The following is a 25880-nucleotide window of genomic DNA, read 5'->3' as shown; positions in this document are numbered from 1 at the left end:
CCGCATTGATGCCGTCAAACCCGACTCAGCACTGACCACAGCCCACCGCGCAATGGTGGGCTGTTTTTTGATCTGGCCTGACCCGGTCTGCTAGCCTCCGTGCCATGACCGGCACCCGCAGCACCCGCCAGCGCGACGTGATCGCCCAGGTGCTGGGCCGCGCGCCGGGACCGCTGGCGGTGGCCGAGGTCTTCGAGCGGGCGCAGGATGATCTGCCGGGGCTGGGCATCGCCACCGTGTACCGCACGCTGAAATTGCTGACCGAGCAGGGCCGGATCCACCCAGTCACCCTGGACGGCGAGACCCTTTATGAGGCGGCGGGCAAGGGCCATCACCATCACTTTTCCTGCAATCAGTGCGGACGCGTGTTCACGCTGCACACCTGCCCCGTCACGCTGCCCAGCGGCACGGTCTACCCTGGCGGCTTCGTGGTGGAGGCGCATGAGGTCACGCTGTACGGCCAGTGCCCGGAGTGCGCGGCAGGCTGAGCCAGAATCTGCCGCCCTGTCTACGCACCCCACCTTGACTCTGGCCGATGCGGCCCGCTAACCTCTTTTCAGCTCCCGCGTGGAGTCTGTTTCACCAAGCACCACCCACTTCAGAGCGCCCGAGAGACCTGGCTCGTTGACGGCGCGGCAACCGGACCCCATCGCGTCACGGTGCCAAGGCCAGCCCCCCTGAGATTCGCGGCTTAACGATGAGCGCGGCAAGGGCGGGATCAAGCGGGAAGGCCGACGCGGATGACGATATTCGCCCCTTCTCTTCACCACACGAGAGGGGGCGCCGCTGTTTTTACAGTGGCCCCCACCCAGCCCCGATGGGAGGCCACCCCGTATGCCCCAGCACCCTGCAACCCAACACTTTGAAACCCTGCAAGTCCACGCCGGTCAGAAGCCCGATCCCACCACGGGTTCGCAGGCGGTGCCGATCTACCCCACCAACAGCTACGTCTTCGAGTCGCCGCAGCACGCCGCCGACCTGTTCGGGCTGCGGGCCTTCGGCAACATCTACAGCCGGATCATGAACCCCACCAACGCGGTGTTCGAGGAGCGGATTGCGGCGCTGGAAGGCGGCGTGGGGGCGCTGTCGGTCTCCAGCGGGCACGCCGCGCAGCTGGTGGCGCTGCTGAACGTGGCGCAGGCCGGCGACAACATCGTGGCCTCGCCCAACCTGTACGGCGGCACGGTCAACCAGTTCCGCGTGACCCTGAAACGCCTGGGCATCGAGGTCAGGTTTACCGGCAAGGACGAGCGCCCCGAGGAGTTCGCCGCTTTAATCGACGGCAAGACCCGCGCCGTGTACTTCGAGACCATCGGCAACCCGGCGCTGAACATCCCCGACTTCGAGGCGATTGCCGCCGCTGCCCACGCGCAGGGGGTGGCGGTGTTCGTGGACAACACTTTCGGCGCGGGCGGATACTACTGCCAGCCCCTGAAGCACGGCGCGAACGTGGTGGTCGAATCGGCCAGCAAGTGGATCGGCGGCCACGGCAACGGCATCGGCGGGGTGATCGTGGACGGGGGCAATTTCGACTGGGGCAACGGACGCTACCCGCTGATGACCGACCCCAGCCCCAGCTACCACGGCCTGAACTTCTGGGACACCTTCGGCGAGGGCAACGCGCTGGGGCTGCCCAACGTCGCCTTCATCACCCGCGCCCGCACCGAGGGCCTTCGCGATCTGGGCACCACGCTGGCCCCGCAGCAGGCGTGGCAGTTCATTCAGGGCCTGGAAACGCTGTCCCTGCGGGCCGAGCGGCAGGCGCAGAACACGCTGGCGCTGGCGCAGTGGCTCTCGGGCCACCCCGACGTGACCCGCGTGACCTACCCCGGCCTGAGCAACCACAAGCACTTTGACCGTGCCCAGCACTACCTGCCGCGCGGCGCGGGCGGCGTCCTGACCTTCGAGCTGGCCGGGGGGCGCGCGGCGGGCGAGGCCTTTATCCGCAGCGTGGGGCTCGCGCAGCACGTCGCCAACGTGGGCGACACCCGCACGCTGGTCATCCACCCGGCCAGCACCACCCACAGCCAGCTGGATGAGGGGGCGCAGACGGCCGCAGGGGTCACGCCGGGGCTGGTGCGCGTGTCGCTGGGCATCGAGCACATCGACGACATCACCGAGGACTTCGCGCAGGCGTTGGCCGCCGCCCTGGTGGATCTGCCACAGGAGGGCGCGGAGAAGGAGGAGGCGTGACGGCCCTGTCCCGCACCCTGGCTCCCCTGCCGCTGCCCCCCGAAGACGGGCGATGTTCCGCCGATGACCGGACGGTCAAGACGGTCACGCTGTTCCGCACCTCGCCGCTGCTGCTGGACTGTGGGCGGCCCCTGAGTGACGTGCGGGTGGCCTACCACACTTACGGCGAGGCGCAGGAGGAGGCCACGCTGGTGTTGCACGCCCTGACCGGCCACAGCGCCGTGCACGAGTGGTGGCCGGACTTTCTGGGCGCGGGCCGGCCCCTCGATCCCGCGCGGGAGTTTATCGTCTGCGCCAACGTGCTGGGCGGCTGCGCAGGCACGGACGGCCCGGCCCAGTGGCAGGCGGACGGACTGGGGGACCTCCCCGTCTCCCTGCGCGACATGGCCCGCGTGGGCCGGGCGCTGCTGGAACATCTGGGCGTGCGCCGGGTGCGCGTGATCGGCGCGAGCATGGGCGGGCTGCTGGCCTACGCGTGGCTGCTGGAATGCCCCGATCTGGTGTCGCGGGCCGTGGTGATCGGGGCGCCGGTGCGCCACTCGCCGTGGGCGGTGGGCCTGAACAGCGCCGCCCGCGCCGCCATCCGCGCGGCCCCGGGCGGCGAGGGCCTCAAGGTGGCGCGCATGGTCGCCATGCTGTCGTACCGCAGCCCCGAGAGTCTGGCCCAGACGCAGGCGGGGCAACGTCGGCCGGGTGTGCACGCGGTCACCAGCTACCTGGAATACCAGGGCGAGAAACTGCTGGCCCGCTTCTGCGAGCGCAGCTACCTGACCCTGACCGCCGCGATGGACGCCTTCCAGCCGGGCGACGCCGAACTGGCCGCCATCCGCGTGCCGGTGCTGGCGGTGGGCATCTCCAGCGACGTGCTGTACCCGGCCGCCGAGGTCCGGGCCGGGGCCGCCGCGCTCCCGAACGCCACCTACTGGGAACTGGACAGCGTCCACGGCCACGACGCCTTTCTGATGGACGCGGGCGAGTTGCCGGGGCGGGTGGGGGCGTTCCTGCACGGGGGCTAGAAGGACGCCTCCCACAGCCCCACCTGCCTCTGTGGGTGCGAACCTGAACGCGGCAATGGGAGGGGGCGGAGTCTGTTTGCGACTCCGCCCCTCCTCTGCCCCGAGCAGCCCTATTGCAGGCTTTTCACGTAGCTATGGATGGCCTCCACCTGCTCGTCGGTGGCCGTCTCGCCGCCAAAGCCCGATTCGGCAAAGCGCGGCATCACCGGGGCCAGGGTGCGCCCCCCTGGCGCCTGACCGTGCAGCACAGCCTGACCAAACTCGGCGGGGCTCCACGCGGCGGTCTCCAGCAGGGCCGGGCCGATGCCGCCCACCGCCCCGGCGCCGTGGCAGCCCGCGCAGTTGCTGGCGTACAGCGACTCGCCGTTGACCGGCGCCTGGGCCACGGCCGCCGTCATGTCGCCCGCGCCCGCGCCGCCGGACATGCCGATGCCGGTGTAGTACGACGTGTAGGCGATCACGGCGGCCAGCACCACGAAGATCACGGCGGCGGCAATCTCGCGGCCTGAAAATCCACGCTCGTTGCTGTTGCTGATTTCACTCATCCGTGCCACCTCCCTTTTCAGGCACCCACCGCATCAGAATCCACCGCATCAGTACAGCCTCCAGCCGGGCACCAGTTCGGCGTTGGCGAACAGGCGGGCCAGCACCGGGCCGTACATCAGCAGCACCAGCAGCAGCGCCACGCCCCACAGCGCCATCAGCGGCTCGGTGTAGCGCACCAGGGCGCTGGCGCCGGCCAGGTTCGGGGAAGCGGGGCTGATGACCTCGCTGTAGGGAATCGGGGAACTGACCTCGCCGTCATCCACCCGCCTGGACAGCAGCATGCGGAACAACACGTAGAAGTACAGCAGCATGCTGACCAGCAGGATCATGCCGCTGATGGCGGTCAGCATCTGGGGAATCTGAATGGGCATCTCCTTGTACACGTTCTGGGCGGCGCCGCTGACCAGCGCGCGGCGCGGCACGCCCACCAGACCCTGCCAGTGCATCCCCAGCGCAAAGACCATCATGCCCACGAACCACGTCCAGACCGCCGCCGAGGCGAGGCGGACACTGGGAAGCCGCTTGCCGGTCAGGTGGGGAATCAGCCAGAAGGAAATGCCCATAAAGGTCAGGGTGGTGGCTGTGCCCACCGTGATGTGGAAATGGCCGGGAATCCAGGCGGTGTTGTGCACCACCGGCGCAAAGGTGGAACTGGCATTCACCACGCCGCCCGCCCCGCCCAGGATGAACGAGATCAGCGCCAGCACCGGGGCGGCGAACATGGGCTTGCCCCAGGGCAGCCGGGTCATCCAGCCGAACAGGCCCTTGCCCCCACGCGCCCGCGCTGCGTCCTCCAGCGAGGCGGCCACGCTGAACGCGGTCAGCAGGCTGGGAATCACCACCAGGAAGGTCAGGAACATGTGCACGGTCTTCCAGGCGTTCGAGATGTTGGGGTCCGCGTACTGGTGGTGCAGCCCGACAGGCGTCGAGTTCAGCAGGAACAGCACGAAGGTGAGGCGGGCCAGCGGCTCGGAGACGATGCGTCCGCCCGCGTGTTTGGGCAAGAAGGCGTACCACGAGATGTACGCGGGCAGCACCCAGAAATACACGATGGCGTGGCCGGTCCACCAGAACAGCGTCTTGGAGATCAGGGGGTCCACACCGGCCACCCAGCCCAGCGACCACGGGATCAGCAGAAAGACCACCTCGGTCACGATGCCCAGCGCGGCGACGAACCACATCATCCAGGTGGCGACGCACATGAAGGCCACCAGCGGGGTCACGCGGCCCGGATTGGCGCGCTTCCAGCGCAGCCACATGTTCACGACCTGCCCCACCACCAGCAGGCTGGACCCCACCATGACCGCCGCGCCGATGTAGAACACCGGGCTGCCTTCCATGGGCGGGTAGAAGGTGTAGAGCAGCGTGGCGTTGTTGGTCAGCAGCGGCACGGCGGCCACCAGCAGCCCGGCGGTCATCAAGATGTACGTGAACCACGCGAACTTCATGTTGATCCGCATGCCCAGGTCACGGGCAGGCAGGTACAGCATCCAGCCGCTGATAAAGAACTGCGTGAACACCAGCGCGTTCAGCACGCCGTGCAGGCTCAGGCCCTGATAGTACGATTTGAGCAGCGCCTTGAGGATCGGCGTATCGTACACGTTGATGCCGCCGTAATTCAGCGCCTGCAGCGGCCCCATCAGGGTGCCGACCAGCAGCGCCAGCAGCGCCGTGACGATGTAGTACTGGGTGACTTTCTTGAGGCTCCCCAGGTACGCCGCGTCCGAGATGACGGGCGTCTCGCGCGCGGCGTTGGGAGAGAAGACGGGTGAGGTGGTCACAAGTTGAGACTCCTTTGGAGGAAGAGACGAGAAGGCGGGCGGACGCGCAGCGTTGAGGTCCCCTACGGCTCCTGAACTTCCACCTTCACGCTGTTGATCATGTTGTGGTGCCCGGTGCCGCAGTACTCGTTGCAGATCAGGTTGAGGGTGCCGGGGCGGCGAAAGGTGGTGGTAAAGCTCGACACCTGTCCCGGAATGGCCGTGGCGTTGATGTTGGTGCCCTCAATGAAATAGCCGTGCAGCACGTCTGCCGAGGTCACATGAATCGTCACCGGCTGGCCCACCGGCACCTTCAGCACGGCGGGTTCAAACTGGAAGGCCCTGGCGATCACGAAGGCCTCGTAGCTGCCGTCGGCGTTCTGCCGCAGGCCGGGGGTGGCAAACGGCGTGGCCGCGAAGTTCTTGGGATTGAGCCGCCCGTTTTTCACGCCGGTAATGTGGTGGCCCCCTTCCCCGTTGAGCGAGGGATAGGTGCCGCTGAAAAAGCTGGCCAGCACGGTCACGAACAGCAGCAGAATCATCACGGTGGCGATGCCGAACCAGATGTTCTCGTACTTTTCAAGCGTGTGATGGTCCAGGCGCTGGCCTGCGGAGCGTGGCGCCGCCACTTAGCCTCTCCCCTGCTGAATGCCCAGCACCAGCATCCACAGCCAGATGATCGACAGCACCACGATCCCCACCACGACCAGCGTGCCGATGGGGGCTGGGCCGCGCACTGTCGGCTCGGGGGGCAGGGCCTCTTCACGGACCTGGACTTTCACGACCTCAGGCGGGGGGCGGGTCATGGCCGGGCCTCGGGGGCACCCGGCGCCGCCGCCGGGCGGGCGTAGTCGCGCAGCACATCGCTGACCGTCAGCAGGCCGATCACGGTGCCGGCGTCGTCGATCACCGGCAGGGCGCCCACGCGGTGGTGCAGCAGGGTGTGGGCCGCGTCACGCGCGTCGGCGTCGGCGGTGGTGGTCAGCACGCTGCGGCGCATCACGTCCTGCACGCTCACGGCGGCCAGCCGGGTGGTGGCCTCCCACGGCGAGAGGCTGCTGACCTTGCTGGGCAGCGCCTCACGGATGTCGCGGTCGGTGACGATGCCCACCAGCCGGGACCCGTCCACCACCGGCAGGCGGCGAATGCCGCGCGATTTCATCAGGTGGGCCGCGTCGGGCAGCGACAATGAGGGCGGCGCGACGACGGCTGGGGCACTCATCAACTCATGGACCAGCATAATATTCCTCCATGCCGAAGAGGGTGCAAGAGGTCCGTTACGGAGGCATTACGGCACGGCCAGGACGTCGGCAACGGTCAGACGGACCCTGGGGGCGCAACTCGGGAAAACTTCAGACCACGCATCCCAGTCCAGGCCATCCCCCCCTGACCCGTGCTTTACTCCCAGGATGCAACTTGTGGATTCGCTGGAGCGCGCCGACCTCTCGCTGACCTTTGCCGGGACGAGCGCGGGCCATCCCGAACGGCTCACCCGTGGTCTGGAAGCGGGCGAGGTGCGGCTGATCTCGCGCGGTGAGGACGGTGACACGGCGCTGGCGCTGACGCCCGACACCGCGCAGGACGCCCGCGAACTGGGCGCAGCCCTGGCAAAGCTGGCGCGTGAATTGAAGGCCGAGACCGTGAAGGTGGCCGCCACGAACCACGCCGCCGCGCTGGCCTCCGCCGCATTGGCCGCCGGCTGGCAGGACCGCCGCTACAAGGGTGGAGGCGAACAGCCAGCGGCACTGCAGCTTCAGGTGGACGGGCTGGACGCCGCCGCCGCCGCACACCTGCGGGGCGTGGCGGCGGGCGTGACGTTTGCCCGTGAACTGGTCAGCGCCCCAGCCAATCACCTCAACCCGGCCACGATGGCGCGCGAGGCGCAGACGCTGTCCTCTCACGGCGTGGAGGTCGAGGTCTGGGACGGCCCCACCATCGAGGCGCGCGGCATGGGCCTGCTGGCGGCGGTGGCGGCGGGCAGCGCGGCGGGACCACGCCTGATTCGCCTGACGCTGCCCGCACAGGGCGCGGCCACGCGAATCATCGCGCTGGTGGGCAAGGGCATCACCTTCGACACCGGGGGCTACAGCCTCAAGACCGGGGCGGGCATGTACGGCATGAAGAACGACATGGGCGGCGCGGGCGCGGTGCTGGGGGCCATGCGCGCCCTGGCCGAACTGCGCGGCCGCATTCCCAAAGGCACCGAGGTTCGCGCCTACGTGGCCGCCGCCGAGAACATGGTGGGGCCGCACGCCATGCGCCCTGGCGACGTGTACCGCGCCGCCAACGGCAAGACCGTGGAGGTCACCAACACCGACGCCGAGGGCCGGCTGGTGCTGGCCGACGCCCTGGCCGTGGCCTGCGACGAGGGCGCCACCGAACTGGTCGATCTGGCGACGCTGACCGGCGTGAAGGTGGCGGCGCTGGGCAACGACATCGCCGCCCTGTTCTGCTCCGACGCCACCCTGGCCGCGCAGCTCAAGGCGGGCGCGGAGGCCGCCGGGGAACTGGTGTGGGAACTGCCGCTGCACGGGGCGTACCTGAAGTCCTACCGCAAGAACACCATCGCGGACCTGAAGAACAGCGACATGGTGCCGGCCGGGGGCAGCATCAAGGCGGCCCTGTTCCTCCAGCAGTTCGTGACCCGTCCGTGGGCACACCTGGACATCGCCGGCAACGCGGCGAAAGAGGACGTGGCGACGGGCTGGGGCGTGGGGACACTGGTGGAATACGTGCTGGCGGGCGAGGCGTAAAACGGCTGCGCCGCCCATCACGCCGGACCTGATCGAGCGGTTGGAAGCGGCGATTCGCCTCAAGAGCTGGGACGCCCTACGCCGGGCCTGCGAATTGGAGGGCAATCCTTACGGCGTCACCCTGTACGAGAAGGAAGGGTTGCGGGCCTCGTTGGTGCGTGCCCTGCCGAAACTGCCCTGGTTTAACACGGTGTCTGGCCTGACCCAGGACACGCTGACCGAGCTGGACGGGGCGCTGTCCATGTACCAGATGGAGGGGATTGCTCCTCGCCTGGGCGTCTGGGCCACGCATCTGACCCCGACGCTGGGCGCGGCGCTGTATGACCGGGGCTTCACGCCGGTTGGGGTGGGCGCAACGCTCTACGCGGCGGCGGCTCCCACGCCCGGCACGTTTGCGGGGGTGGATGTGCGTGAACTGGACGCGGGCGAGGACAGGGCGACTTTCAGGGCTGTTCTGCTGGAGGGCTACGGGTTTACGAATCCGGCCCAACGGGCGCTGGCGGTTCTTGAGCATGAGGGGCCGGGCGTGCGCCGCTACCTGGCCCGTGTGGACGGGCAGCCCGCCGCAGCCGCCACCCTGAGCGCGCATGACGGCGTGGCATTTCTCGCCGGGGCGGCCACACGGCCCGAGTTCCGGCAGCGGGGCGCGCAGGCGGCGCTGATTCACCGTCGCCTGAACGACGCGGCCCGGACCTGCGAGCTGGTCACGGTGACCACCGCCTTCGCCTCGGCCAGCCAGCGCAATCTGGAACGGCAGGGCCTGCGGGTGGCGCAGCTCAAAACGTTGTGGGCCGCGTGGAGCAGCGTCGGGGAGCAACCGTAGGCGCGAGGCTGCGTTACGTCGCCGGGTCCAGCTTGCCCCGCAGCAGCAACTTCATGCGCTGGCCCAGGCGCTTGTAGGCGGGCGGGGCGTAGTGCTGGCGGAAGTCGCGGGTGGCGGCCTCGCTGCCCACGTCATGGCCGCCCTTCTGGGTCAGAAAGTAGCGGTGGTCCATGATCCACAGGTACAGGTCCGCCTCGGTGCGGCCCGGAAAGCGGAACATGACGTGGTGCAACTCCAGATTCTCCACGATCCGCAGGTACAGGCGGGTGTACCAGCTCACCACCGCCTCCTCCCAGGTCACGGGCGGCAGGCCCGCTCGTCCCGGCTTGCGGTCCAGAAAATACTGCCGGGTGCGGATGTGCTCCAGCAGCTTGTCGTAGCGCCCCGGCGTGGTGAACAGAATTTCGCGGTGGCCCGGCACCAGCAGGTCCAGCCCCGTGGCCCGCAGAAACTGCGCGTACTCGCCCTTGATGATCAGGTCCGTCAGGGTGTCGCTTTCCTCCGGCGGCACGGTCACGTTCAGCTCGATGACGTGGGCGTCGATGTACATCTGCCCCTGGCGGCGGGCCACCGAGACGCGGTGATTGCCGTCCTTGACGAAGTACAGCTCGCCCACCTTGTACACCTGGATGGGCGGCAACTCCTTGCCCTGCAGCTGCGCGCTGCGGACGCCGATCCAGCGCTCGTCCAAGTGTTTTTCCTTGGGCAGGTAATGACGGTCAAATTCGCGGTAGCGGTCCACTGAACCGATGATGTGGGCCACCGGAATGGCCTGCACCCCCAGGCTGTGTTCGCCCAGCGGCCCCAGATGCCGGACCCACTCGAAGGGCAGCAGTTCGTTGGGCTGACCGCGCAGGATCGCCAGCAGATCGCGCACGTCGCTCATCAATCGGGCGCGTTCCACCTCGCCGCGTGCGGTGCTGCGGGTCATGGACGTGGACTGCGGTGAAGCGGATTCTGGGGGACACATGGGGCGGGCACTCTCCTGGCGCGTGAGGCGCGAGTGGCCGGGGTCTTGAACCGTCTGGGGGAAATGAGGAACCCCGGAAACGTGGTCCAAGACTACAGCAGCGGTGGACAGGAGCGATACAGGCAGCGCTGGAACCCGCCGCGCGACGAGACGGATCCGGCACCAGCCTCCAGACGGGTGATTGAAGACGCGCTAGAATACAGAGATGACCGTTCTCCTTGCGCCCACCTAGCGAGAGTCGAGGACGCCCATTCCCACCTCCCCACTCTCAGACGAGCGGCGCTGTGCCACCAGCCGCCGCAGGAGCCACCCATGACCACCGAACCCACCCCGTCCCAGACCCACACGGCCGCGTCCCCGGCCGCAGGCCACGCCGCCGCGCTGGACACCGAGATCGCCCGCCGCCGCACCTTTGCCATCATCTCCCACCCGGACGCCGGGAAAACCACGATTACCGAAAAGCTGCTCCTTTACGGCGGCGCCATTCTGGAAGCCGGGTCCGTGACCGCCAAGGAAGGCCGCGCCCACACCAAATCCGACTGGATGAGCATCGAGCAGCAGCGCGGGATTTCCATTTCCAGCTCGGCGCTGACCTTCGAATATGGCGGGCGGCACATCAACCTGCTGGACACCCCCGGTCACCAGGACTTCAGTGAGGACACCTACCGCACCCTGACCGCCGCCGACAGCGCGCTGATGGTGCTGGACGCCGCCAGGGGCGTGCAGACCCAGACCGAGAAGCTGTTCGCGGTGTGCCGCAACCGGCAGACCCCGATCCTGACCTTTATCAACAAGATGGATCGCCCGGCCCTCGATCCCTTTGACCTGCTTCAGCAGCTGGAAAACGTGTTGCAGATCACGGCGGTGCCGCTGACGTGGCCCATCGGCGACGGTCCGGATTTCAAGGGCGTGTACGACCTGCAAACCGGGCAGGTGCTGGCCTTCGAGCGCACCTCCGGCGGCAAGCACCGCGCCCCGATGCAGACGGCGGGCCTGGACGATCCGCGCCTGATCGGGCTGGTGGGCGCCGACCTGGCCGCCAAGCTCAAGGAGGACGTGGAGCTGATCGAGGCGGCCATGCCCGAATTCGACGCGGCGGGCTTCCTGTCAGGCGAGCTGACCCCGGTGTTTTTTGGCAGTGCCATGAACAACTTCGGCGTCGAGCATTTCCTGAGCAACTTTGTGGAACTGGCTCCCCCGCCCGGCCCCACCGAGACGACGCTGGGCGAGCGCGAGCCGGACGCGCCCTTTGCCGGCTTCATCTTCAAGCTCCAGGCCAACATGAGCAAGCACCACCGCGACCGGACGGCGTTTATGCGCGTGATGAGCGGCCATTTCACGCGCGGCATGGACGTGACGCACACCCGCACCGGGCGCAAGCTGCGGCTCAGTCAGGCGCACACCCTGTTCGCCCAGGACCGCGAGAAGGTGGAGGAAGCCTACCCCGGCGACATCGTGGGGCTGGTGAACCCCGGCGTGTTCCAGATCGGCGACGTGATCAGCCTGGACGCCAAGGTGGCGCTGCCGGGCTTCCCGCGTTTTACTCCGGAAACGTTTGCCACCCTGGCCCTCAAGGACGTGGGCAAGCGCAAGGCGTTCATGAAGGGCCTGACCCAGCTGGCCGAGGAAGGCGTGGTGCAGGTCTTCTTCCCCACCGACGGGGCGCGCGATCCGTACCTGGGCGCCGTCGGGCCGCTGCAATTCGAGGTCTTCCAGGCCCGCTTGCAGGAGGAATACGGCGTGGACGTGGAGCTGAACATCACGGGTTACCAGCTGGTGCGCTGGCTGGCCGGCGACGCCGGATCGGTGGCCCGCTTTGCCCGCCACGTCGAGGACGATCAGGGCCGCCCGGTGATGCTGTTCCGCAGCAAGTACGATCTGGAATACACCGCCGAGCAGCACCCCGAGATCGAGTTCCTGCCGCTACCGAAAGACCTGACGCGGGTGTAATTCGGCACCCTCGTTTGAGGGTCAAGGGGAGATCAGACGGAGCGGCTAGAACCAGGGGATGCTGTCTCTTCTCGCCCCTCTGGCCCAGCCCACCCTGGACCACACCACCTGGACGCTGACCAGCCTGAGCTTCGGCGCGGTCACGGGCCACACCGGCTGCAGTCCACTGAAAGCCAGCGTGCGGGCGCGTGGTCAGGCGCTGCTGCTGCGCAACATCGACGCCGGCTCGGCTGACTTCTGCCCTGACCATGCCCTGGGCCTGCGCGAGGACTTCACCACGCTGCTGGCCCGCGCCACGCGCTATAGCGTGCGGAACGGTCAACTCACGATCTACGCCGGGTGGGGCAGACTGAAGTTCAGGGCGCAAGAGCTGCCCACCCGAGTCTTACGCCGGGCCGTACTGATGCTCCGTAGGGAGCGCCGCACCGTCATGCACGGCCTGGGCAATCCGCGCCGCCTGTGGAAAGTCCACCGCCGCGTACCACCCCTCCTCCAGCCCAACTGGCGTCTGGCGGTACACGCACAGGCTGGGGCCGTAGCTGCACGAGCCCAGGCAACCGCTCTCGGTCAGGCGGATGCTGCCGCCCGTTTTGTAGTACGCCAGTGCGGCGCGTTCCAGGTGGTTCCACAGCGCCTTGTACAGCAGCGCCGAGCCGCGCGCCTGACAGTTCGGCCCCTGACAGACCAGGAGGTGACCGGAGGTTTTGAAATACTTGGGGGCCATAACTCTTAATCCTCCGGGATGACCAGCAGGCGATCTGCATCCCTCACCACTCTTGCGCGCACGCCGTAGGCGGCCAGCAGGTTCCCCGGCGTCAGCACCGTCTCAGGCGGTCCAGAAGCCAGCACCTCCCCCTGATGCAGCAGCAGCAGCCAGTCGGCCCGCGCGGCCAGATTCAGGTCGTGCAGCACGGCCACCACGCCCAGACCGCCCGCCACCTCGCAGCGCAGGTAGCGAATCACCTCCAGGGCGTAGGCGAGGTCCAAATGGTTGGTGGGTTCGTCCAGCAGCAGGAAGCGCGGCTGCCCGGCCAGCGCGCGGGCCAGCGCCACCCGCTGCCGCTCGCCGCCCGAGAGTTCGGCCACTTTGCGGGCCTCGAAACGGCGGGTGTCGGTGCGGTCCAGGGCGCTGTCCACCGCCGCGTCGTCGGCATCGGTCCAGGGGCGGGTGGGCAGCAGGCCAAAACGCCACTCGCCCGCCCCGCGCCCCAGCGCCACCACGTCCCTGACGGTGGCCGAGTCCGGCAGGCCCTCGCTCTGCGCCAGATACGCCAGCGCCCGCGAACGCTCGGGGCGGCTCCAGCTTCCCAGTGAACGCCCGAACAGGCAGACCTCGCCGGATTCGGGGGCGTTCAGGCCCAGCAGCGCCCGCAGCAGCGTGGACTTGCCCGCGCCGTTGGGGCCGATGACGGCGGAGAAGCGGCCCGTCTCAAAGGTGGCGCTGACATTACGTACGGCGGGGAAGGTGCCGGCGTGGACGTGAAGGTTGTGGGCTTGCAGCGCCGTAGATGGTTGATGGTTGCTGGTTGCTGGCGACAAAAGAGCTGAGCTTGAAGCCCCCAGACCCTTAGACCCTTTGACCCTTTGACCGCCCTTCATATCTCCTTCTCCCGGCGCAGCAGCCACAGGAAGAAAGGACCGCCCAGCAGCGTGGTCACGATGCCCACCTGCGACAGCGGCGAGGTGCGGGCCAGCAGATCGGCGTACACCAGCAGCGCCCCACCCAGCAGCGCCGAGAGCGGCAGCAGAATACGGTGACTGGCCCCGAAAGCAAGCCGGACCATGTGCGGCACGATCAAGCCCACGAAGCCGATCACGCCCACGTAGGCCACCGCCCCCGCCGTGGCGACGCTGGCGGCGACCACCACGATCAGGCGCAGGCGTTCTACCGGCACGCCCAGCGAGCGGGCAGTCAGGTCGCCCAGTTGCAGGGTGTCCAACGCGCGGGCCAGCAGCAGCAATGCGCCGCAGCCCAGCGCGGCATAGGGCAGCACCGTCAGTACGTCGCGCCAGCCGCTGAAGCCCAGGTCGCCCAGCGTGTAGGCCAGCACCTGCCGGGCGCGGTCCTCGCCGCGCAGGATCAGGGCGGTGGTGGCCGCACTCAGGACGCTGCCCACCACCACCCCGGCCAGAATCAGGCGGGTGGGCGGAAAGCGGCGGCCCTCACGCGCCAGCGACAGCGTGGCGGCCACCGCCAGCAGCGCCAGCACCAGCGCCGATACCGGAATCAGGGCGCGCGGCCAGTCCAGCACGATCGCCAGGGTGGCCCCCAGCGCCGAGCCGCTGGCCACCCCCAGCAGATATGGATCGGCCAGCGGGTTGCGGAAGACGCCCTGAAACGCGCCGCCGCACACCGACAGGCTGGCCCCCACCAGCACGCCCATCATCACGCGCGGCAGGCGGATCTGCCACACGATCACGTCGTTGCTGACCAGTTCTGCCCCGCTGAACTGGCTGGCAAGACCGCGCCACAGCGCCCCCAGCACCTCGCCCGGCGCAATGGTCACGCTGCCCAGACCGGTGCCGAACACGATGGCCGACAGCAACAGGGCGAGCAGCAGCACGGTGCGCGGCCACACCCAGCGTGGTCCGGGAACGGGTCCGGACGAGCGCCGCTCCCCAGAGGTCAGCGCTTCCCGCGGCAGATTACGGCTCATCTAGTCCCCCCTCCCCCTGGTCCCGGTTGGGCAGGACCCACGCTCCACCGCACCCGGCCTACTTGAACAGTTCCGGGTGAATCAGCTTGGCCAGCTGCGCCAGCGCCTGCGGCATGCGCGGGCCAGGGCGCGAGAAGATGGTGTCCAGTTCCTTGGGCAGCGCCATCGCCTTGCCGGTCTTGACCGCCGTCATGCTGCCCCAGCCGGGCCGGGCCGCCGCCGCCTTCGCGTCCACGCCCAGGATGAGCTGCGGGTTGGCCTTCACGATGAACTCGGGGTCCACCTTGGGAAAATCGCCCATGCTGGCCGGAATGATGTTGCGCGCGCCCGCCTTGCTGAGCAGCACGCCCATGAACGAGTTGGGGCCGATGCTGTACGGCGTGGGGTCCACCTCGACGTAGACGGTGGGCTTCTTCACCGCGTTCTTGGTCAGGATCTCGGTGCGGGCGATGTTGCGGCGCATGTTGGTGATCAGGAATTTGGCCCCCTGCTCGCGATTGACGAGTCGGCCCAGCACCAGCGTCTTGGAAAACACTTCCTCGTAGGTCTCGGGGTTCACGGCGACCACCGTGATGCCGGCCTGCGCCAGCGCCTCGACGATCTTGCCGTACTTGCTGACCAGCACCAGATCAGGCTTGAGGGCCACGATCGACTCGATCTTGGGATCGTACAGGCCGCCCATTTTCGGCAAGGTGGTGACCTTCTGCGGGTAGTCGCTGTAGTCGTCGACGCCCACCAGCTTGTCGCAGGCCCCAATCGCGCACAGCGTTTCACTGTCGCTGGGCAGCATGCTCACGATGCGCTGCGGCTCGGCCTTCAGGGTCACCTTGCGGTTCAGGTCGTCGGTCACGGTCAGCGGGTAGGTGGTGGCGCCGGCCACGCTGGCCAGGGCAAGACTCAGGGTCAGGATTGATTTCATGGAGGCTCCTTGGCCTCGCCCCGCGCACAGAAAATCCGCCCCGATAGCTGGGGCGGAAATGAGAATCGTCCGTCACGTCGGGCCACTCAGAGCAGACCCCGCACGGGCGTTCCCTCCTTTCCGCGAGAGGTCAGCCGCGCGCCCCCGGTGGCGGGAACGCGGACAGGGCAGGTGTTCGGACTTTCCGCCGCCCAGACCCGGCAGGGGCGGATTACCGTTGCGCGACAGTGCCGGAATGGGGGCCTGGAAGACTCGTCTCCGCAGGCCGTCACCGGCTTTCCCCACGCCCGTCGACCGCAGTATAGGCCAGGCTGCCGTGACAAAGGGCAAGAGAGTCAAGCGTGCCCAGACTGATGGGCCGCTCTGTTCACCTCACGCCGCTGTAGCCGCCGGTACAGGCCGCGCCGCGTTCGGGGGCGGTGGGGCCCTGCTCGTAGGTGTCCAGAAAGGTCTTCAGGCGGGTGTCGTCGGGTGTGTCCACCTTGAGCTGCGCGCCCCAGGCACTCGCGGCGATGGGGGTGTCCAGGCCAGGGTAGGGACTGAGCAGCGTGTAGGGGCGGCCCTCGACCAGCGTTTTGAGCTGCGTCACCGCCGCCGCGTCCAGATCGGGACGGTACGTGAGCCACACCGCGCCGTGTTCCAGGCTATGCACGGCGTATTCGTTGTACAGCGGCTGATCGTAGACGCCGCAGTTCTGCCACAACGGATTGTGCGGCCCCCCGGCGGGCGGGTTCTCAGCGTAGACCAGCGAGCCGCTGCGGTGATCGCCGCCCGCGTAGGTAAAGGTCTGGAGGCCCTCCAGATCGTTGCTCTTGCCGCCACAGGCAGTCAGGGTCAGGAGGACCAGGGAAAGGAGCGCACGCGTCATTGCCGTCCAGCATAGCGGGGCCAGATGAACGTGCTCACTCGTCCGCCGCCACCTTCACCCCCTCTGGTCCAGGCTCCAGCCCGAGACCCGGAGGCCGCCCCCCGCTGAAGCCGCTGCCCAGCAGGTCCACGTCCTGACGGTCCGGCACGATGTCCCCTTTCAGGCCGCGCGCCGCGAGTTCCGGCAGGAAGGCTTGCATCACCGGCACCTCGCCGTGGACCAGCCAGACGTGGGGGCAGCCGGCGGTCTCCAGAAACGCCAGCAGATCGTCGTGATCGGCATGGGCCGAAAAGCCCCCGATGGTCTGGATCTGCGCCCGCACGGCCACCTCCTCCCCCATGACCTCCACGGTCTGCGCCCCGGCGACGAGCTGGCCGCCCAGACTCAGCGGCGACTGGTACGACACGATCACCACCCTGGTGCCCGGCTTCCACAGGTGGTGGCGCAGGTGGTGCTGGATGCGCCCGCCGGTCATCATGCCGTTGCCGGCCAGAATGATCGCCGGGCCGTCATAGCGGTTGAGGCGCTGCGACTCGTCGCCGGTCAGGACCTCGTGCAGCGTGCTGGGCGCGAACGGATCCTCGCCGGAGCGCAGGGCGTCCCGCACCTCCGGAACCAGTTCGTCCCCGAATTGGAAGTAGGCGCGGGTGGCGCGGGCCGCCATCGGAGAGTCCAGAAACACCGGAATGCGCGGCACCTCGCCGGAGTCCATCAGGGCCTTGAGGGTGTGCAGGAGCGTCTGCGAACGCTCGATGGCAAAGCTGGGAACCAGGATCTTGCCGCCGGCGCGCACCGCCCCGCACAGAACGTCGCGGAATTCGACCAGGGTTTCAGGCCACGCGCGGTGGCGTTGGTTGGCGTAGGTGGTTTCCAGCACCACGGCGTCGGCCTGCGGCGGCGGCGTGAAATCGAGCTGCAGCCCCCCCGCACGGTGCCCCAGATCGCCGCTCATGATCAGCCGTCCGCCCGCGTCTTCCAGCAGCAGGTACGCACTGCCCAGGATGTGTCCGGCGCGGTACGGGGTCACGCGCAGGCCCGCCACGGTGGACGCCTGTCCGAACTCCAGCACCGGGCGCAGCAGGTCCAGGGCGCGGTGGACGTCCTCCTCGTCGTACAGCGGGGGCAACACCTCGTCTTCGCGGGCCTGCCGGCGGGCGTGGCGCAGGTGCTGACGGTAGCCCTCCAGCTGCAGGCGGGCCGAGTCCAGCAGCACCGTTTCGGCCAGCGCGGCGGTGGGCGGCGTGCAGTACACCGGTCCCCGGTAGCCGCGGTTCACCAGCAGCGGCAGCCGTCCCACGTGGTCCAGGTGCGCGTGGGTCAGGATTACCGCGTCCAGGTCCGCCGGGTCAAAGGGATAGGGCTCGTGGTTGCGGGCTTCCAGCGCCCCACTGCCCTGAAACAGCCCGCAGTCGATCAGAATGCGCCGTCCGCCGTCCAGCGTCAGCAGATGCATGCTGCCTGTGACCGTGCAGGCCGCGCCGAAACTCTGGAGTCGCATGGGGAAGTTTAACGTGGAGCCGAGGGCAGAAGGCGGGCAGATGCCGCCGTTCTCGTCTTAGAGCAGTTGTCAAAAGAGCTGTTTGCTTTTGACCGAACGGACTGGCACAGCTCGCAGAGAGGGAGTGAGTTTCAACGAGCAGTTGGGACTGATACAGCTCCGCAGGAGAGCATGGAGGCATCAGAAGTCTCCTTTTCTGATGCTGTCATTCGGACAACTGCCCTAAAAAAGCTCGTCCAGCAGCCGGTAGTACGCCAGCCTGTCCGGATCGACGTATTCGCGCCCGTACAGGTCCAGAAACCCCTCGGCAGAGTCGGGGCTGAGGTTGCGCCCCAGGCTGCGGTGGGTCAGGGCCAGATCGGCGTGCCGGTCCGCGATGCCAGCGCGGCCCACGTCGATCAGGCCGTCGATGAATTCGCCGTTCACGATGAAGTTGGGCAGGCAGGCGTCGCCGTGCGTGACCACCAGATCCTCGTGCGCGGGGCGGGTGCGGGCCAGTTCGTTGAAGACGCTGACCGCCGTGCGGCCCTGGCGCTCATCGTCGAAATCCGACTCGTCCACCACGCCCGCCGCCACCCGCTCGCGGGCGCGGGCCAGGGCCACCGGCAGCGACATGTTGAAGGGACATTCGCGCAGCGGCAGGGCGTGCAGTTCGCGCAGCGCACGGGCCAGCAGGTTCACCAGCCGCTCCGGGTGAAACAGCACGTCGGGGTGCGAGGCGTCCAGGCCCGGCACGCGGGTCAGGGCGAGGTATTCCAGACCTGCCTCCAGCTCATAGCCCACCACGCGCGGCACCGGGACGCGCCCGGCCAGCCAGCGCAGGCGTTCGCGTTCCTGTTGCAGGGTGCTGGGAAACTGCAAGCCGTCCCGCGCCTGGACCTTCACCACGAAGCGCTGTGACCGCCACACGCCCGCGCCGCTCTCTCCTACGTTCACGCGCTCCCAGCGGGCAGCGGGCAGCACGCGGCGCAGCGGGGGCGGCAGGATCAAGGTTTCGTGAGCGTCAGCGGACACGGGGCGCAGGATAGATCATGCAGTTGCGGCGTGCCACAGGGGGCATCATGAATCTGTGACCACCACCCGACGGAAGGGGCGCCAGGACGCCGCGCCCAGTGCCAGACAGCTGCGCTCGCAGCGCCACGCCGACTGGTTTTCTGCCGCCATCGGACGCACGCGTTTCGTGGTGCTGATCGCCGTCGTGGCGGTGCTGCTGGTGTCGTTCAGCCTGTTCCTGCAGGGCACGGTGCTGGCGCTGTCCACGCTGTACGGCTCGTGGCACGACACCTTCACCAACGGCATCCAGAGCCAGCGCGGCAGCCTGGCCATCGAGTTTCTGGAAATCGTGTCCACCATGCTCAAGGCGGTGGTGTTCTACCTGATCGGGGTGGGGCTGTACTCGCTGTTCATCTCGCCGCTGAACCTGACCAGCGCGCTGGGCGTGGAAAGCCTGGCGGATCTGGAACAGAAGATCATCTCGGTGATTGTGGTGATCCTGGGCGTCACCTTCCTGGAGCATTTCGTGCGCTGGGAGGAACCGGTGGAAACGCTGTACTTCGCCGGATCCTTCGCGCTGGCGGGCGGGGCGTTGGTCTTCTTCCAGCGGGTGCACCACGGCCAGGGCAGCGACCTGCAGCAGCCCGAGGCGAAGCTGCGCGCCCGCCGCGAACTGTTCGAGCACGACGACGAGCAGCGGCACATCGAGGAAGAGGACATCAAGCGCGCCGAGGAGGTCACTGGAGCCAAGGCGGAGGGCAAGGTTGAGGAAGACGCGGGAGCCGAAGCCTGACGCGCAGGCCGGGAGCCGCGCCGCCCTGCGCCCGCCCAACAGCGTCAACAGAGGGGGGCAATAGCGAGGCGCGCGACGCCCCCACCGCCCGCGCCGCGTAGACTGCGGGCAATGAGAGTTGGCCTGCTGAATTCACCCGCCTCACGCCTCCGGGCGTACTGGGCGGCGTACCTGAAAGAACTGGACGTGCAGACCGTGACGCCTGCGCTGAGCGACGCCGAGGCGCTGGCCCTGGGCCAGCAGAGCCTGCCCGGCGAGCCGACGACGGTGCAGCTGGCGCTGGGCCGTATTCTGGCGCTGGACGCCGTGGACGCCGTGCTGGTGCCGCAGTGGTCCGCCGTCTCCGGCGACGCCTGGAGCGAGGCGCTGACCGAACTGCTGCCCCGGCGCATCAGCGGACTGCCCACGCTGATCGCCGTTGCCGACAGCGGCAGCCCCGAGCTGGAGGGCCACGCGGCCGAGGTGGGCCTGCGCGTTTCGCACAACGGGGGCGCGGTGCGCGGCGCGCTGGCCAAGGTGCGCCCGCTGGCCGCCGAACCCCGCGTGAGCATGCCGCCGCTGGGCCGCGCCGGACTGGCAACGGTGGCCGTGATCGGCCCGCGCGTGCTGCTGGCCGAGGACGCGCTGGCGGGCGGCCTGCGCCCCGCGCTGGAAGCGGCGGGCCTGTACCCCGTCTTCTCGCCCGAATTGCCCCAGGGCGACGTGCTGCGCCGGGCCGAGCGCATGGAGAATGCCGCGCGGGTGCCGGCGGGCGAGCGCGAGCTGTTCGGCGCGGCCTCGCTGCTGTCGGGCAAGAGCGCGGTGCGCGGCGTGGTGCTGGCCGCCCCTGCCGGTGACGGCGCGACGGCGGCGGCATTGGACCGCATTGCCGCGCGGATGCACCTGCCCACGCTGCGGCTGGACCTGCAAGCTGGACACACCCAGTTTGACGGCCTGGAGGCGTTCGCGGCCCGCGTGAATCCAGGTGCACTGCCTCTTCAGGAGACCCCATGAACCTCTGGCGCTGGCTGGTCACCCCCGATCCCGATCCCGGTTTCAACTGGACCAAGATGCTCAAGCTGGCGATCCGCGTGGTGCTGTTCGCCACCGTGGCCACGCTGATCAGCAGCCTGCTGGCGCTGACGCCGCTGCGCCCGTACCTGAACACGTGGTGGGGCAGCCTGATCTTTATCCTGATTCTGTACGTGCCGATGGCCCGCTTCCTGCTGGTGGACTCCTTCGTGCCGCGCCGGGGGGCCAGTGCGGCCACGCCGGGCAGCAAGGGCGGCAGCGGCCTGAGCAGCGCCCAGCGCCGCAAAGAGCGCAACCGCTACGCCGGGGTCAAGAAGGGGCCGCCCAAGTACGGGGGACGGCGATAGCAGAACGGTCCACCCTGGAGCAGACGCGCAAGAAGCGGCCAGCCGACGAGGTGCTGAACGAGCGAATCTACCGCCCGCTGGCGCAACGGCTGGTGGACCCGCTGGCCCGCCTCGACGTGAATCCGGCCCACGTGGTGCTGGTTCATACGGCGCTGGGCGTGGCTGCAGCGTGGCTGATCCGGCGCGGCGGCCCGTGGTGGCGCTCACGCCTCGCCCCTGCGCTGCTGCTGCAGGTCAAGACCGTGCTGGACAATCTGGACGGCCAGCTGGCCCGCGCCACCGGACAAACCACCGAGACGGGCCGGTACCTGGACACCGAGATGGATCTGGTGGTCGATCTGGCCCTGAACGTGGCGATTGCCGGCCGGGCCGGACTGCCCCTGACCGTGCTGCAAAGCCTGATCCTGACCACCGATTTTCTGTGGGAACGCGAGCACCGCGCGGCGAGGGGTGAGGTCTTCCGCGAGGCAGCGGCGCAGGCGGGGGACAACCCGCATGTGCTGGCCGGTCTGAAAGCCGTGTACGCCGCTTACTTTCTGCCGCAGGAGCGGATATTGGGCCGTTGGTTTGAGGTGCGGCTGAGGGAGGTGGTGGGCGACTCCCCTTCCCCCGAGGAACGCCGCGCCTACACACCGCTTCCAGTCACCGCCATAGCGGCCAATCTGGGGCTGACCACCCAGCTGGCGTTTCTGGGCCTGTGCCTGCTGGGCAACTGGCCCCAGCTCTATACCCGCTCGCTGCCGGTCCAGGCGGCGCTGTTGCTGGGCGTCCAGCGCTGGCGGGAGGGACAGGTCAAACGCGAGACGGTTTCCCGCACCTGAAATTCCTACTCGCCCAGCCGGTACTGTTTGTCACCCTCCGCCTGCAGCACCACGCTGACCTTTCCCCGGTCCACCGTCACGTCGCAGCCCAGGATGCCGCGCGGCAGCGGTCCCGGCAGCGCCTCCGTGCATTTCTGGGCATACGAGACATTTTCGGACGGTTTGGTGGCCTGCACCGCCTGCACCACGCGCTGGCCGTAATCGCGGGCCGCCTTGCCCTGCACCGCCAGCGTGGCGACAATCACGCCGATGCCCGCCACGAAGGCCAGCAGAATCCAGAAGAAGGTCCGCATGGCCCTGCCGCGCTCGGCGGGGGTGATGTCGCGCAGTTCGGCCGTCTTGACCATGGACTTCCGGGCGGGCTGTGGGGCAGGGCGGGCGCGCTTGCTCATCTGGCCTCCAGCCTATCCCGCTCAGCCCAGCCAGCAGTCCCGCGCTACACTCCGGGCCATGAGCAAGGTCATCATTATCGGAGCGGGCGGCGTGGCCAACGTCGTTGCCAAGAAGTGCGCGCAGAACGACAGCGTGTTCACGGAAGTCCTGATCGCCACCCGCACGGTCCGCAAGGCCGACGCCATCGTGGCCGAGATTCACGAGCACCTGCCGAACAGCCAGACGAAATTCAGCACCACGACGGTGGACGCCGACAACGTGCCGGAACTGGTGAAAGTGATCCGGGAGTTCGGCCCCGAGATGGTGATCAACGTGGCACTGCCGTACCAGGACCTGACCATCATGGACGCCTGCCTGGAAACCGGCGTGCATTACCTGGACACCGCCAACTACGAGCCGAAGGACGTGGCGAAGTTCGAGTACTCCTGGCAGTGGGCCTACCGCGAACGCTTCGAGAAAGCCGGGTTGATGGCCCTGCTGGGCTGCGGCTTCGATCCCGGCGCGACTCAGGTGTTCACGGCGTACCACGCCAAGCACCACTTCAAAGAAATCCACTATCTGGACATCGTGGACTGCAACAACGGCGACCACGGCAAGGCCTTCGCCACCAACTTCAACCCCGAGATCAACATCCGCGAGATCACCGCCAACGGGCGCTACTGGGAAAACGGCCAGTGGGTGGAAACCGCGCCGCTGGAGATCAGCCAGGACATCTATTACCCCAAGGTCGCCACCCGCAAGAGCTTCGTGCTGTACCACGAGGAACTCGAATCGCTGGTCATCAACTTCCCCACCATCAAGCGTGCGCGGTTCTGGATGACCTTCGGCGAGGCGTACATCAAGCACCTGAATGTGCTGGAAGGCATCGGCATGACCAGCATTGAGCCGATTGACTTCAAGGGCCAGCAGATTGCTCCCATCGAGTTCCTGAAGGCCGTGCTGCCCGCGCCCGAATCGCTGGCAGCCAACTACACCGGTCAGACCTGCATCGGCGTGCAGGCCAAGGGGCTGGGCAAGGACGGCGAGGACAAGGTGCACTTCGTCTACAACGTCAGCGATCACGCCAAGACCTACAAAGAGGTGCAGGCGCAGGGCGTGAGCTACACCACCGGCGTCCCGGCCATGATCGGCGCGATGCTGATGCTGACCGGCGTGTGGAAGCGGGCGGGCGTGTACAACGTGGAGGAATTTGACCCCGATCCCTTCATCGCCGCGATGAACGAGTGGGGCCTGCCGGTGGACGAACTGGCGGGCATCGAACTGGTGAAGTAGAGAGACAGACCAGAGCCACCGCACTGAACGCGCCGCCTGAAGATCCTCTTTTTGAGACAGAACGCGGCGGCCGGCATGGGCGATACTGGGTCATGCTGCCTCCTGTTCCGTCTGCATTCCTCGTCTCCGGCGGCGGCGCGTGACCTCGGCCGCCGATCTGACCGACCCGGCGGCCCTGCAAGCCGCGTTCCGGGCACAGGGCTACGTGGCCGGGGACGCGCTGGCCACGGCGCTGCGGCTGGTGCCGGCGCTGCAAAAGCCGCTGCTGCTGGAAGGCCCGGCCGGGGTGGGCAAGACCGAGGCGGCCAAGACGCTGGCCGCGGCGCTGGGCACCCGGTTGATCCGCCTGCAGTGCTACGAGGGGCTGGACGCGCAGGCCGCGCTGTACGAGTGGAACTACGCCCGCCAGCTGCTGTATCTGCGCTCGGCCGAGATCAGCGGGGGCCGGGTGGACGACGACGAACTGTACGGCGAACGCTTCCTGATGGCCCGCCCGCTGCTGCAGGCCATTCAGCAGGACGTGGCCCCGGTGCTGCTGATCGACGAGATCGACCGCGCCGACGACGCCTTCGAGGCCTTTTTGCTGGAGTTGCTGGCCGAGTGGCAGATCACGGTGCCGGAACTGGGGACCCTGAAGGCCCGCACGCGCCCGCACACCATTCTGACCAGCAACCGTTCGCGCGAGCTGAGCGACGCGCTGCGCCGCCGCTGCCTGTACCACTGGGTGGAATACCCCACCGCGCGGCAGGAACTGGAGATCGTGCAGGCGCGGCTGCCGGGCATCGACGCGGCGCTGGCCCGTCAGGTCACCGACGCCGTGCATGCCCTGCGTCAACTCCCTCTGGGCAAACCGCCAGGGGTGGCCGAAACGCTGGACTGGGCAGCGGCGCTGCTCGCGTTGCACCAGGACCATCTGGACGCCGGGAGCATCGAGGCCACGCTGGGCGCGGTGCTGAAGCTGCGCGAGGACCAGCTGCTGGCCGCGCCGACGCTGCGGGGGGTGGCGGGCCGGGCGGAGGCGGGGTGACGGCCCCTTTCCCCGAGACCTCGCTGCCGGCAGAACTGTCCGCAAAAATCACCTCTTTCGTGATCCGGCTGCGCGTGAGGCACGGCTTTCTGGTGGGTCCGGGGGAGGCGGGCGACGCCCTGCGGGCCGCCGGGGTGGTGGACGTGCTGAGCAAGCGGCAACTGCGCGACGCCCTGCGCGCCGTGCTGATCGCCCGCCCGGAACAGGCCCGCGTCTTCGATCACGAGTTCAACACCTTCTTCCGCGCGGGGGGCAGCCCCACCCCGCCCGAACTGCCCCCGCTGCTGCCCGAAACCCAGGCCCCCGGCACCGAACAGGACACCGAGACGACGCCTAAAAAACAGCAGGACGGTGAGGGGCAGGCCCCCGCCCCGGCTCCACCCGAACCGGGCGAGGCACCTGAACTGACCACCGTGCAGGCCCAACCCCAGAGTGAATCGAAGGATAACCCCGACGACTCCGGCGGCGACGTTCAAACCATTCAGACCCGTCTCAGCCCGAATGCCGGGGCCGGGGGCGAGGTGCGCGCCGAAGAGGGAGAGTTGCGGGAGCTGTTGCGCGCCGCCGCCGCACTGATTCAGGCCGTGGAACTGGGGCGGTCCAGACGCCTGAAGCCGCTGCTGCGCGGGCCGAAGCTGGACGCCCGCCGCACCCTGCGCGCCGCCGCCCGCACCGCAGGCGACCCGGCAGTGCTGCGCTGGCTGGGCCGCCCGCGCCGCTCGCCGCGCTTCCTGCTGGTGCTGGACGGCAGCCGCAGTATGGGCCGCGACGCCACGCTGCTGCTCAGATTCGCCCAGGCCCTGTCGCTGCGCACCCGCCGGGTGGAGGTCTACGCCTTTTCCACCGGGCTGCGCCGCCTGACCCCGTATCTGCATCAGGCGCTGCCGGGCCAGCCGCTGAGCCTGCCGGACCTGGGCGAGGCCTGGGGCGGCGGCACCCGCATCGGCGAGAACCTGCTGCAACTGGCCCGCCAGGAACGCGAACGGGTGGGCCGCGACACGCTGGTTTTAATCCTGAGCGACGGACTGGACACCGGGGAACCGGAGGTGCTGGAACGCGCCCTGCGTGACCTGAAGGCGCGGGCCGGTCGGCTGATCTGGCTCTCGCCGCTGGCCGCGCTGCCGGGCTACCAGCCGGTGCAACGCGCCATCAAGGCGGCCCTGCCCTACCTGGACGCCTTGCTGCCTGCTGGGGGGATGGAAGATTTGCAGCGGCTGGGACAGCGGCTTCGGCGGGGCGGCCGGGCACTCCTTCCACCACCCTGAACCCC

At 68.4% G+C, this 25880-nt stretch carries 27 protein-coding genes, 1 pseudogene and 1 riboswitch; of the genes and pseudogenes, 14 read left to right on the top strand and 14 right to left on the bottom strand.

Going from position 1 to position 25880, the window contains the following annotated elements; genetic code table 11:
- Positions 1–104 precede the first annotated feature (104 nt).
- From FHR04_RS16815 to FHR04_RS16805, 3 genes are all read left to right on the top strand, one after another.
- Positions 105–488: a Fur family transcriptional regulator gene (locus tag FHR04_RS16815; protein WP_139404403.1), complete on the top strand. Its 384-nt coding sequence runs from the start codon at positions 105–107 to the stop codon at positions 486–488.
- A gap of 102 nt (positions 489–590) precedes the next feature.
- A riboswitch (SAM riboswitch) is annotated at positions 591–704 on the top strand.
- Positions 705–834: 130 nt separating this feature from the next.
- On the top strand, positions 835–2193 hold the full coding sequence (locus FHR04_RS16810; RefSeq protein ID WP_139404402.1) for an O-acetylhomoserine aminocarboxypropyltransferase/cysteine synthase family protein: 1359 nt from the start codon (positions 835–837) through the stop codon (positions 2191–2193).
- Positions 2190–3209, top strand: a complete 1020-nt coding sequence (locus tag FHR04_RS16805) for an alpha/beta fold hydrolase (RefSeq protein ID WP_170213996.1) — start codon at positions 2190–2192, stop codon at positions 3207–3209. The genes FHR04_RS16810 and FHR04_RS16805 overlap by 4 nt, the downstream gene beginning before the upstream one ends.
- 110 nt (positions 3210–3319) lie before the next feature.
- On the opposite strand, the gene FHR04_RS16800 is transcribed toward FHR04_RS16805, so the two are convergent.
- From FHR04_RS16800 to FHR04_RS16785, 5 genes are all read right to left on the bottom strand, one after another.
- A complete protein-coding gene (locus FHR04_RS16800; RefSeq protein ID WP_139404401.1) occupies positions 3320–3754 on the bottom strand; it encodes a c-type cytochrome in 435 nt (144 codons plus the stop codon).
- A gap of 48 nt (positions 3755–3802) precedes the next feature.
- A complete protein-coding gene (locus FHR04_RS16795; RefSeq protein WP_139404400.1) occupies positions 3803–5536 on the bottom strand; it encodes a b(o/a)3-type cytochrome-c oxidase subunit 1 in 1734 nt (577 codons plus the stop codon).
- Positions 5537–5598: 62 nt separating this feature from the next.
- Complete coding sequence (locus FHR04_RS16790; protein ID WP_052195228.1) at positions 5599–6144, bottom strand: cytochrome c oxidase subunit II; 546 nt, start codon at positions 6142–6144, stop codon at positions 5599–5601.
- On the bottom strand, positions 6145–6321 hold the full coding sequence (locus tag FHR04_RS21035; protein ID WP_156122987.1) for a hypothetical protein: 177 nt from the start codon (positions 6319–6321) through the stop codon (positions 6145–6147).
- Positions 6318–6755: a CBS domain-containing protein gene (locus tag FHR04_RS16785; protein ID WP_039682345.1), complete on the bottom strand. Its 438-nt coding sequence runs from the start codon at positions 6753–6755 to the stop codon at positions 6318–6320. Before FHR04_RS16785 ends, FHR04_RS21035 begins: the two co-directional genes overlap by 4 nt.
- 169 nt (positions 6756–6924) lie before the next feature.
- Here FHR04_RS16785 and FHR04_RS16780 point away from each other — a divergent pair, with 169 nt between their 5' ends.
- Positions 6925–8268 (top strand): M17 family metallopeptidase, encoded by a 1344-nt coding sequence (locus tag FHR04_RS16780; RefSeq protein ID WP_139404399.1) that lies wholly within the window; start codon positions 6925–6927, stop codon positions 8266–8268.
- Positions 8269–8308: 40 nt separating this feature from the next.
- Positions 8309–9091 (top strand): GNAT family N-acetyltransferase, encoded by a 783-nt coding sequence (locus tag FHR04_RS16775; RefSeq protein WP_139404398.1) that lies wholly within the window; start codon positions 8309–8311, stop codon positions 9089–9091.
- A 13-nt stretch (positions 9092–9104) separates the two neighbouring features.
- On the opposite strand, the gene FHR04_RS16770 is transcribed toward FHR04_RS16775, so the two are convergent.
- On the bottom strand, positions 9105–10022 hold the full coding sequence (locus FHR04_RS16770; RefSeq protein WP_039682339.1) for a DUF4032 domain-containing protein: 918 nt from the start codon (positions 10020–10022) through the stop codon (positions 9105–9107).
- 351 nt (positions 10023–10373) lie between these two features.
- Between FHR04_RS16770 and FHR04_RS16765 the strand changes: the two genes are divergently transcribed.
- Together FHR04_RS16765 and FHR04_RS21700 are read left to right on the top strand one after the other, a co-directional pair.
- Complete coding sequence (locus FHR04_RS16765; RefSeq protein ID WP_052195227.1) at positions 10374–12011, top strand: peptide chain release factor 3; 1638 nt, start codon at positions 10374–10376, stop codon at positions 12009–12011.
- Between the two features lie 58 nt (positions 12012–12069).
- Positions 12070–12339, top strand: a pseudogene (locus FHR04_RS21700) (META domain-containing protein); the annotation flags it as partial.
- Between the two features lie 57 nt (positions 12340–12396).
- Here the strand turns inward: FHR04_RS21700 and FHR04_RS16755 are convergent.
- The 7 genes from FHR04_RS16755 to FHR04_RS16725 form a co-directional block, all read right to left on the bottom strand.
- On the bottom strand, positions 12397–12735 hold the full coding sequence (locus FHR04_RS16755) for a (2Fe-2S) ferredoxin domain-containing protein (RefSeq protein WP_139404397.1): 339 nt from the start codon (positions 12733–12735) through the stop codon (positions 12397–12399).
- Positions 12736–12740: 5 nt separating this feature from the next.
- Positions 12741–13550: an ABC transporter ATP-binding protein gene (locus FHR04_RS16750; protein WP_249039175.1), complete on the bottom strand. Its 810-nt coding sequence runs from the start codon at positions 13548–13550 to the stop codon at positions 12741–12743.
- Positions 13551–13606: 56 nt separating this feature from the next.
- A complete protein-coding gene (locus tag FHR04_RS16745; protein ID WP_139404395.1) occupies positions 13607–14668 on the bottom strand; it encodes a FecCD family ABC transporter permease in 1062 nt (353 codons plus the stop codon).
- Between the two features lie 58 nt (positions 14669–14726).
- Positions 14727–15587, bottom strand: a complete 861-nt coding sequence (locus tag FHR04_RS16740; protein WP_139404394.1) for an ABC transporter substrate-binding protein — start codon at positions 15585–15587, stop codon at positions 14727–14729.
- A gap of 367 nt (positions 15588–15954) precedes the next feature.
- Complete coding sequence (locus tag FHR04_RS16735; RefSeq protein ID WP_039682332.1) at positions 15955–16455, bottom strand: DUF3105 domain-containing protein; 501 nt, start codon at positions 16453–16455, stop codon at positions 15955–15957.
- A gap of 34 nt (positions 16456–16489) precedes the next feature.
- Positions 16490–17953 (bottom strand): MBL fold metallo-hydrolase RNA specificity domain-containing protein, encoded by a 1464-nt coding sequence (locus tag FHR04_RS16730; protein WP_139404393.1) that lies wholly within the window; start codon positions 17951–17953, stop codon positions 16490–16492.
- Between the two features lie 222 nt (positions 17954–18175).
- Positions 18176–18967 (bottom strand): APH(3') family aminoglycoside O-phosphotransferase, encoded by a 792-nt coding sequence (locus tag FHR04_RS16725; RefSeq protein WP_139404392.1) that lies wholly within the window; start codon positions 18965–18967, stop codon positions 18176–18178.
- Positions 18968–19022: 55 nt separating this feature from the next.
- Between FHR04_RS16725 and FHR04_RS16720 the strand changes: the two genes are divergently transcribed.
- From FHR04_RS16720 to FHR04_RS16705, 4 genes are all read left to right on the top strand, one after another.
- Positions 19023–19739 (top strand): YqhA family protein, encoded by a 717-nt coding sequence (locus FHR04_RS16720; RefSeq protein WP_081994862.1) that lies wholly within the window; start codon positions 19023–19025, stop codon positions 19737–19739.
- 111 nt (positions 19740–19850) lie between these two features.
- On the top strand, positions 19851–20732 hold the full coding sequence (locus FHR04_RS16715) for a hypothetical protein (protein ID WP_139404391.1): 882 nt from the start codon (positions 19851–19853) through the stop codon (positions 20730–20732).
- A complete protein-coding gene (locus FHR04_RS16710; RefSeq protein WP_139404390.1) occupies positions 20729–21097 on the top strand; it encodes a hypothetical protein in 369 nt (122 codons plus the stop codon). Before FHR04_RS16715 ends, FHR04_RS16710 begins: the two co-directional genes overlap by 4 nt.
- Before the next feature lie 50 nt (positions 21098–21147).
- Entirely contained in the window at positions 21148–21918 is a 771-nt protein-coding gene (locus FHR04_RS16705) for a CDP-alcohol phosphatidyltransferase family protein (protein ID WP_249039174.1), read from the top strand.
- 5 nt (positions 21919–21923) lie between these two features.
- Here the strand turns inward: FHR04_RS16705 and FHR04_RS16700 are convergent, their stop codons facing one another.
- Positions 21924–22310 carry a hypothetical protein gene (locus FHR04_RS16700; RefSeq protein ID WP_052195226.1) on the bottom strand — a complete coding sequence of 129 codons (387 nt, stop codon included), beginning with the start codon at positions 22308–22310 and terminating at the stop codon, positions 21924–21926.
- A gap of 58 nt (positions 22311–22368) precedes the next feature.
- On the opposite strand from FHR04_RS16700, the gene FHR04_RS16695 reads away from it, so the two are divergent.
- From FHR04_RS16695 to FHR04_RS16685, 3 genes are all read left to right on the top strand, one after another.
- On the top strand, positions 22369–23583 hold the full coding sequence (locus FHR04_RS16695; RefSeq protein WP_139404389.1) for a saccharopine dehydrogenase family protein: 1215 nt from the start codon (positions 22369–22371) through the stop codon (positions 23581–23583).
- Between the two features lie 139 nt (positions 23584–23722).
- The gene (locus FHR04_RS16690) at positions 23723–24610 is read left to right on the top strand and encodes an AAA family ATPase (protein ID WP_249039173.1); all 888 of its coding nucleotides are present in this window, start codon (positions 23723–23725) and stop codon (positions 24608–24610) included.
- Complete coding sequence (locus FHR04_RS16685) at positions 24607–25875, top strand: vWA domain-containing protein (RefSeq protein WP_249039172.1); 1269 nt, start codon at positions 24607–24609, stop codon at positions 25873–25875. The genes FHR04_RS16690 and FHR04_RS16685 overlap by 4 nt, the downstream gene beginning before the upstream one ends.
- Positions 25876–25880: the final 5 nt, after the last annotated feature.

The sequence above is a fragment of the Deinococcus radiopugnans ATCC 19172 genome, assembly GCF_006335125.1.
GTDB classification, from domain to species: Bacteria; Deinococcota; Deinococci; order Deinococcales; family Deinococcaceae; genus Deinococcus; species Deinococcus radiopugnans.
Note: the sequence above shows the minus strand (reverse complement) of the source record. Positions and strands in the feature narration are given on the sequence as shown.

Coding starts and splice junctions, on each gene's coding strand:
- FHR04_RS16770 (WP_039682339.1), bottom strand. CDS start 10,022: ATGACCCGCAGCACCGCACGCGGCGAGGTGGAACGCGCCCGATTGATG.
- FHR04_RS16810 (WP_139404402.1), top strand. CDS start 835: ATGCCCCAGCACCCTGCAACCCAACACTTTGAAACCCTGCAAGTCCAC.
- FHR04_RS21035 (WP_156122987.1), bottom strand. CDS start 6,321: ATGACCCGCCCCCCGCCTGAGGTCGTGAAAGTCCAGGTCCGTGAAGAG.
- FHR04_RS16715 (WP_139404391.1), top strand. CDS start 19,851: ATGAGAGTTGGCCTGCTGAATTCACCCGCCTCACGCCTCCGGGCGTAC.
- FHR04_RS16730 (WP_139404393.1), bottom strand. CDS start 17,953: ATGCGACTCCAGAGTTTCGGCGCGGCCTGCACGGTCACAGGCAGCATG.
- FHR04_RS16815 (WP_139404403.1), top strand. CDS start 105: ATGACCGGCACCCGCAGCACCCGCCAGCGCGACGTGATCGCCCAGGTG.
- FHR04_RS16780 (WP_139404399.1), top strand. CDS start 6,925: ATGCAACTTGTGGATTCGCTGGAGCGCGCCGACCTCTCGCTGACCTTT.
- FHR04_RS16745 (WP_139404395.1), bottom strand. CDS start 14,668: ATGAGCCGTAATCTGCCGCGGGAAGCGCTGACCTCTGGGGAGCGGCGC.
- FHR04_RS16765 (WP_052195227.1), top strand. CDS start 10,374: ATGACCACCGAACCCACCCCGTCCCAGACCCACACGGCCGCGTCCCCG.
- FHR04_RS16740 (WP_139404394.1), bottom strand. CDS start 15,587: ATGAAATCAATCCTGACCCTGAGTCTTGCCCTGGCCAGCGTGGCCGGC.
- FHR04_RS16785 (WP_039682345.1), bottom strand. CDS start 6,755: ATGCTGGTCCATGAGTTGATGAGTGCCCCAGCCGTCGTCGCGCCGCCC.
- FHR04_RS16755 (WP_139404397.1), bottom strand. CDS start 12,735: ATGGCCCCCAAGTATTTCAAAACCTCCGGTCACCTCCTGGTCTGTCAG.
- FHR04_RS16735 (WP_039682332.1), bottom strand. CDS start 16,455: ATGACGCGTGCGCTCCTTTCCCTGGTCCTCCTGACCCTGACTGCCTGT.
- FHR04_RS16800 (WP_139404401.1), bottom strand. CDS start 3,754: ATGAGTGAAATCAGCAACAGCAACGAGCGTGGATTTTCAGGCCGCGAG.
- FHR04_RS16710 (WP_139404390.1), top strand. CDS start 20,729: ATGAACCTCTGGCGCTGGCTGGTCACCCCCGATCCCGATCCCGGTTTC.
- FHR04_RS16700 (WP_052195226.1), bottom strand. CDS start 22,310: ATGAGCAAGCGCGCCCGCCCTGCCCCACAGCCCGCCCGGAAGTCCATG.
- FHR04_RS16695 (WP_139404389.1), top strand. CDS start 22,369: ATGAGCAAGGTCATCATTATCGGAGCGGGCGGCGTGGCCAACGTCGTT.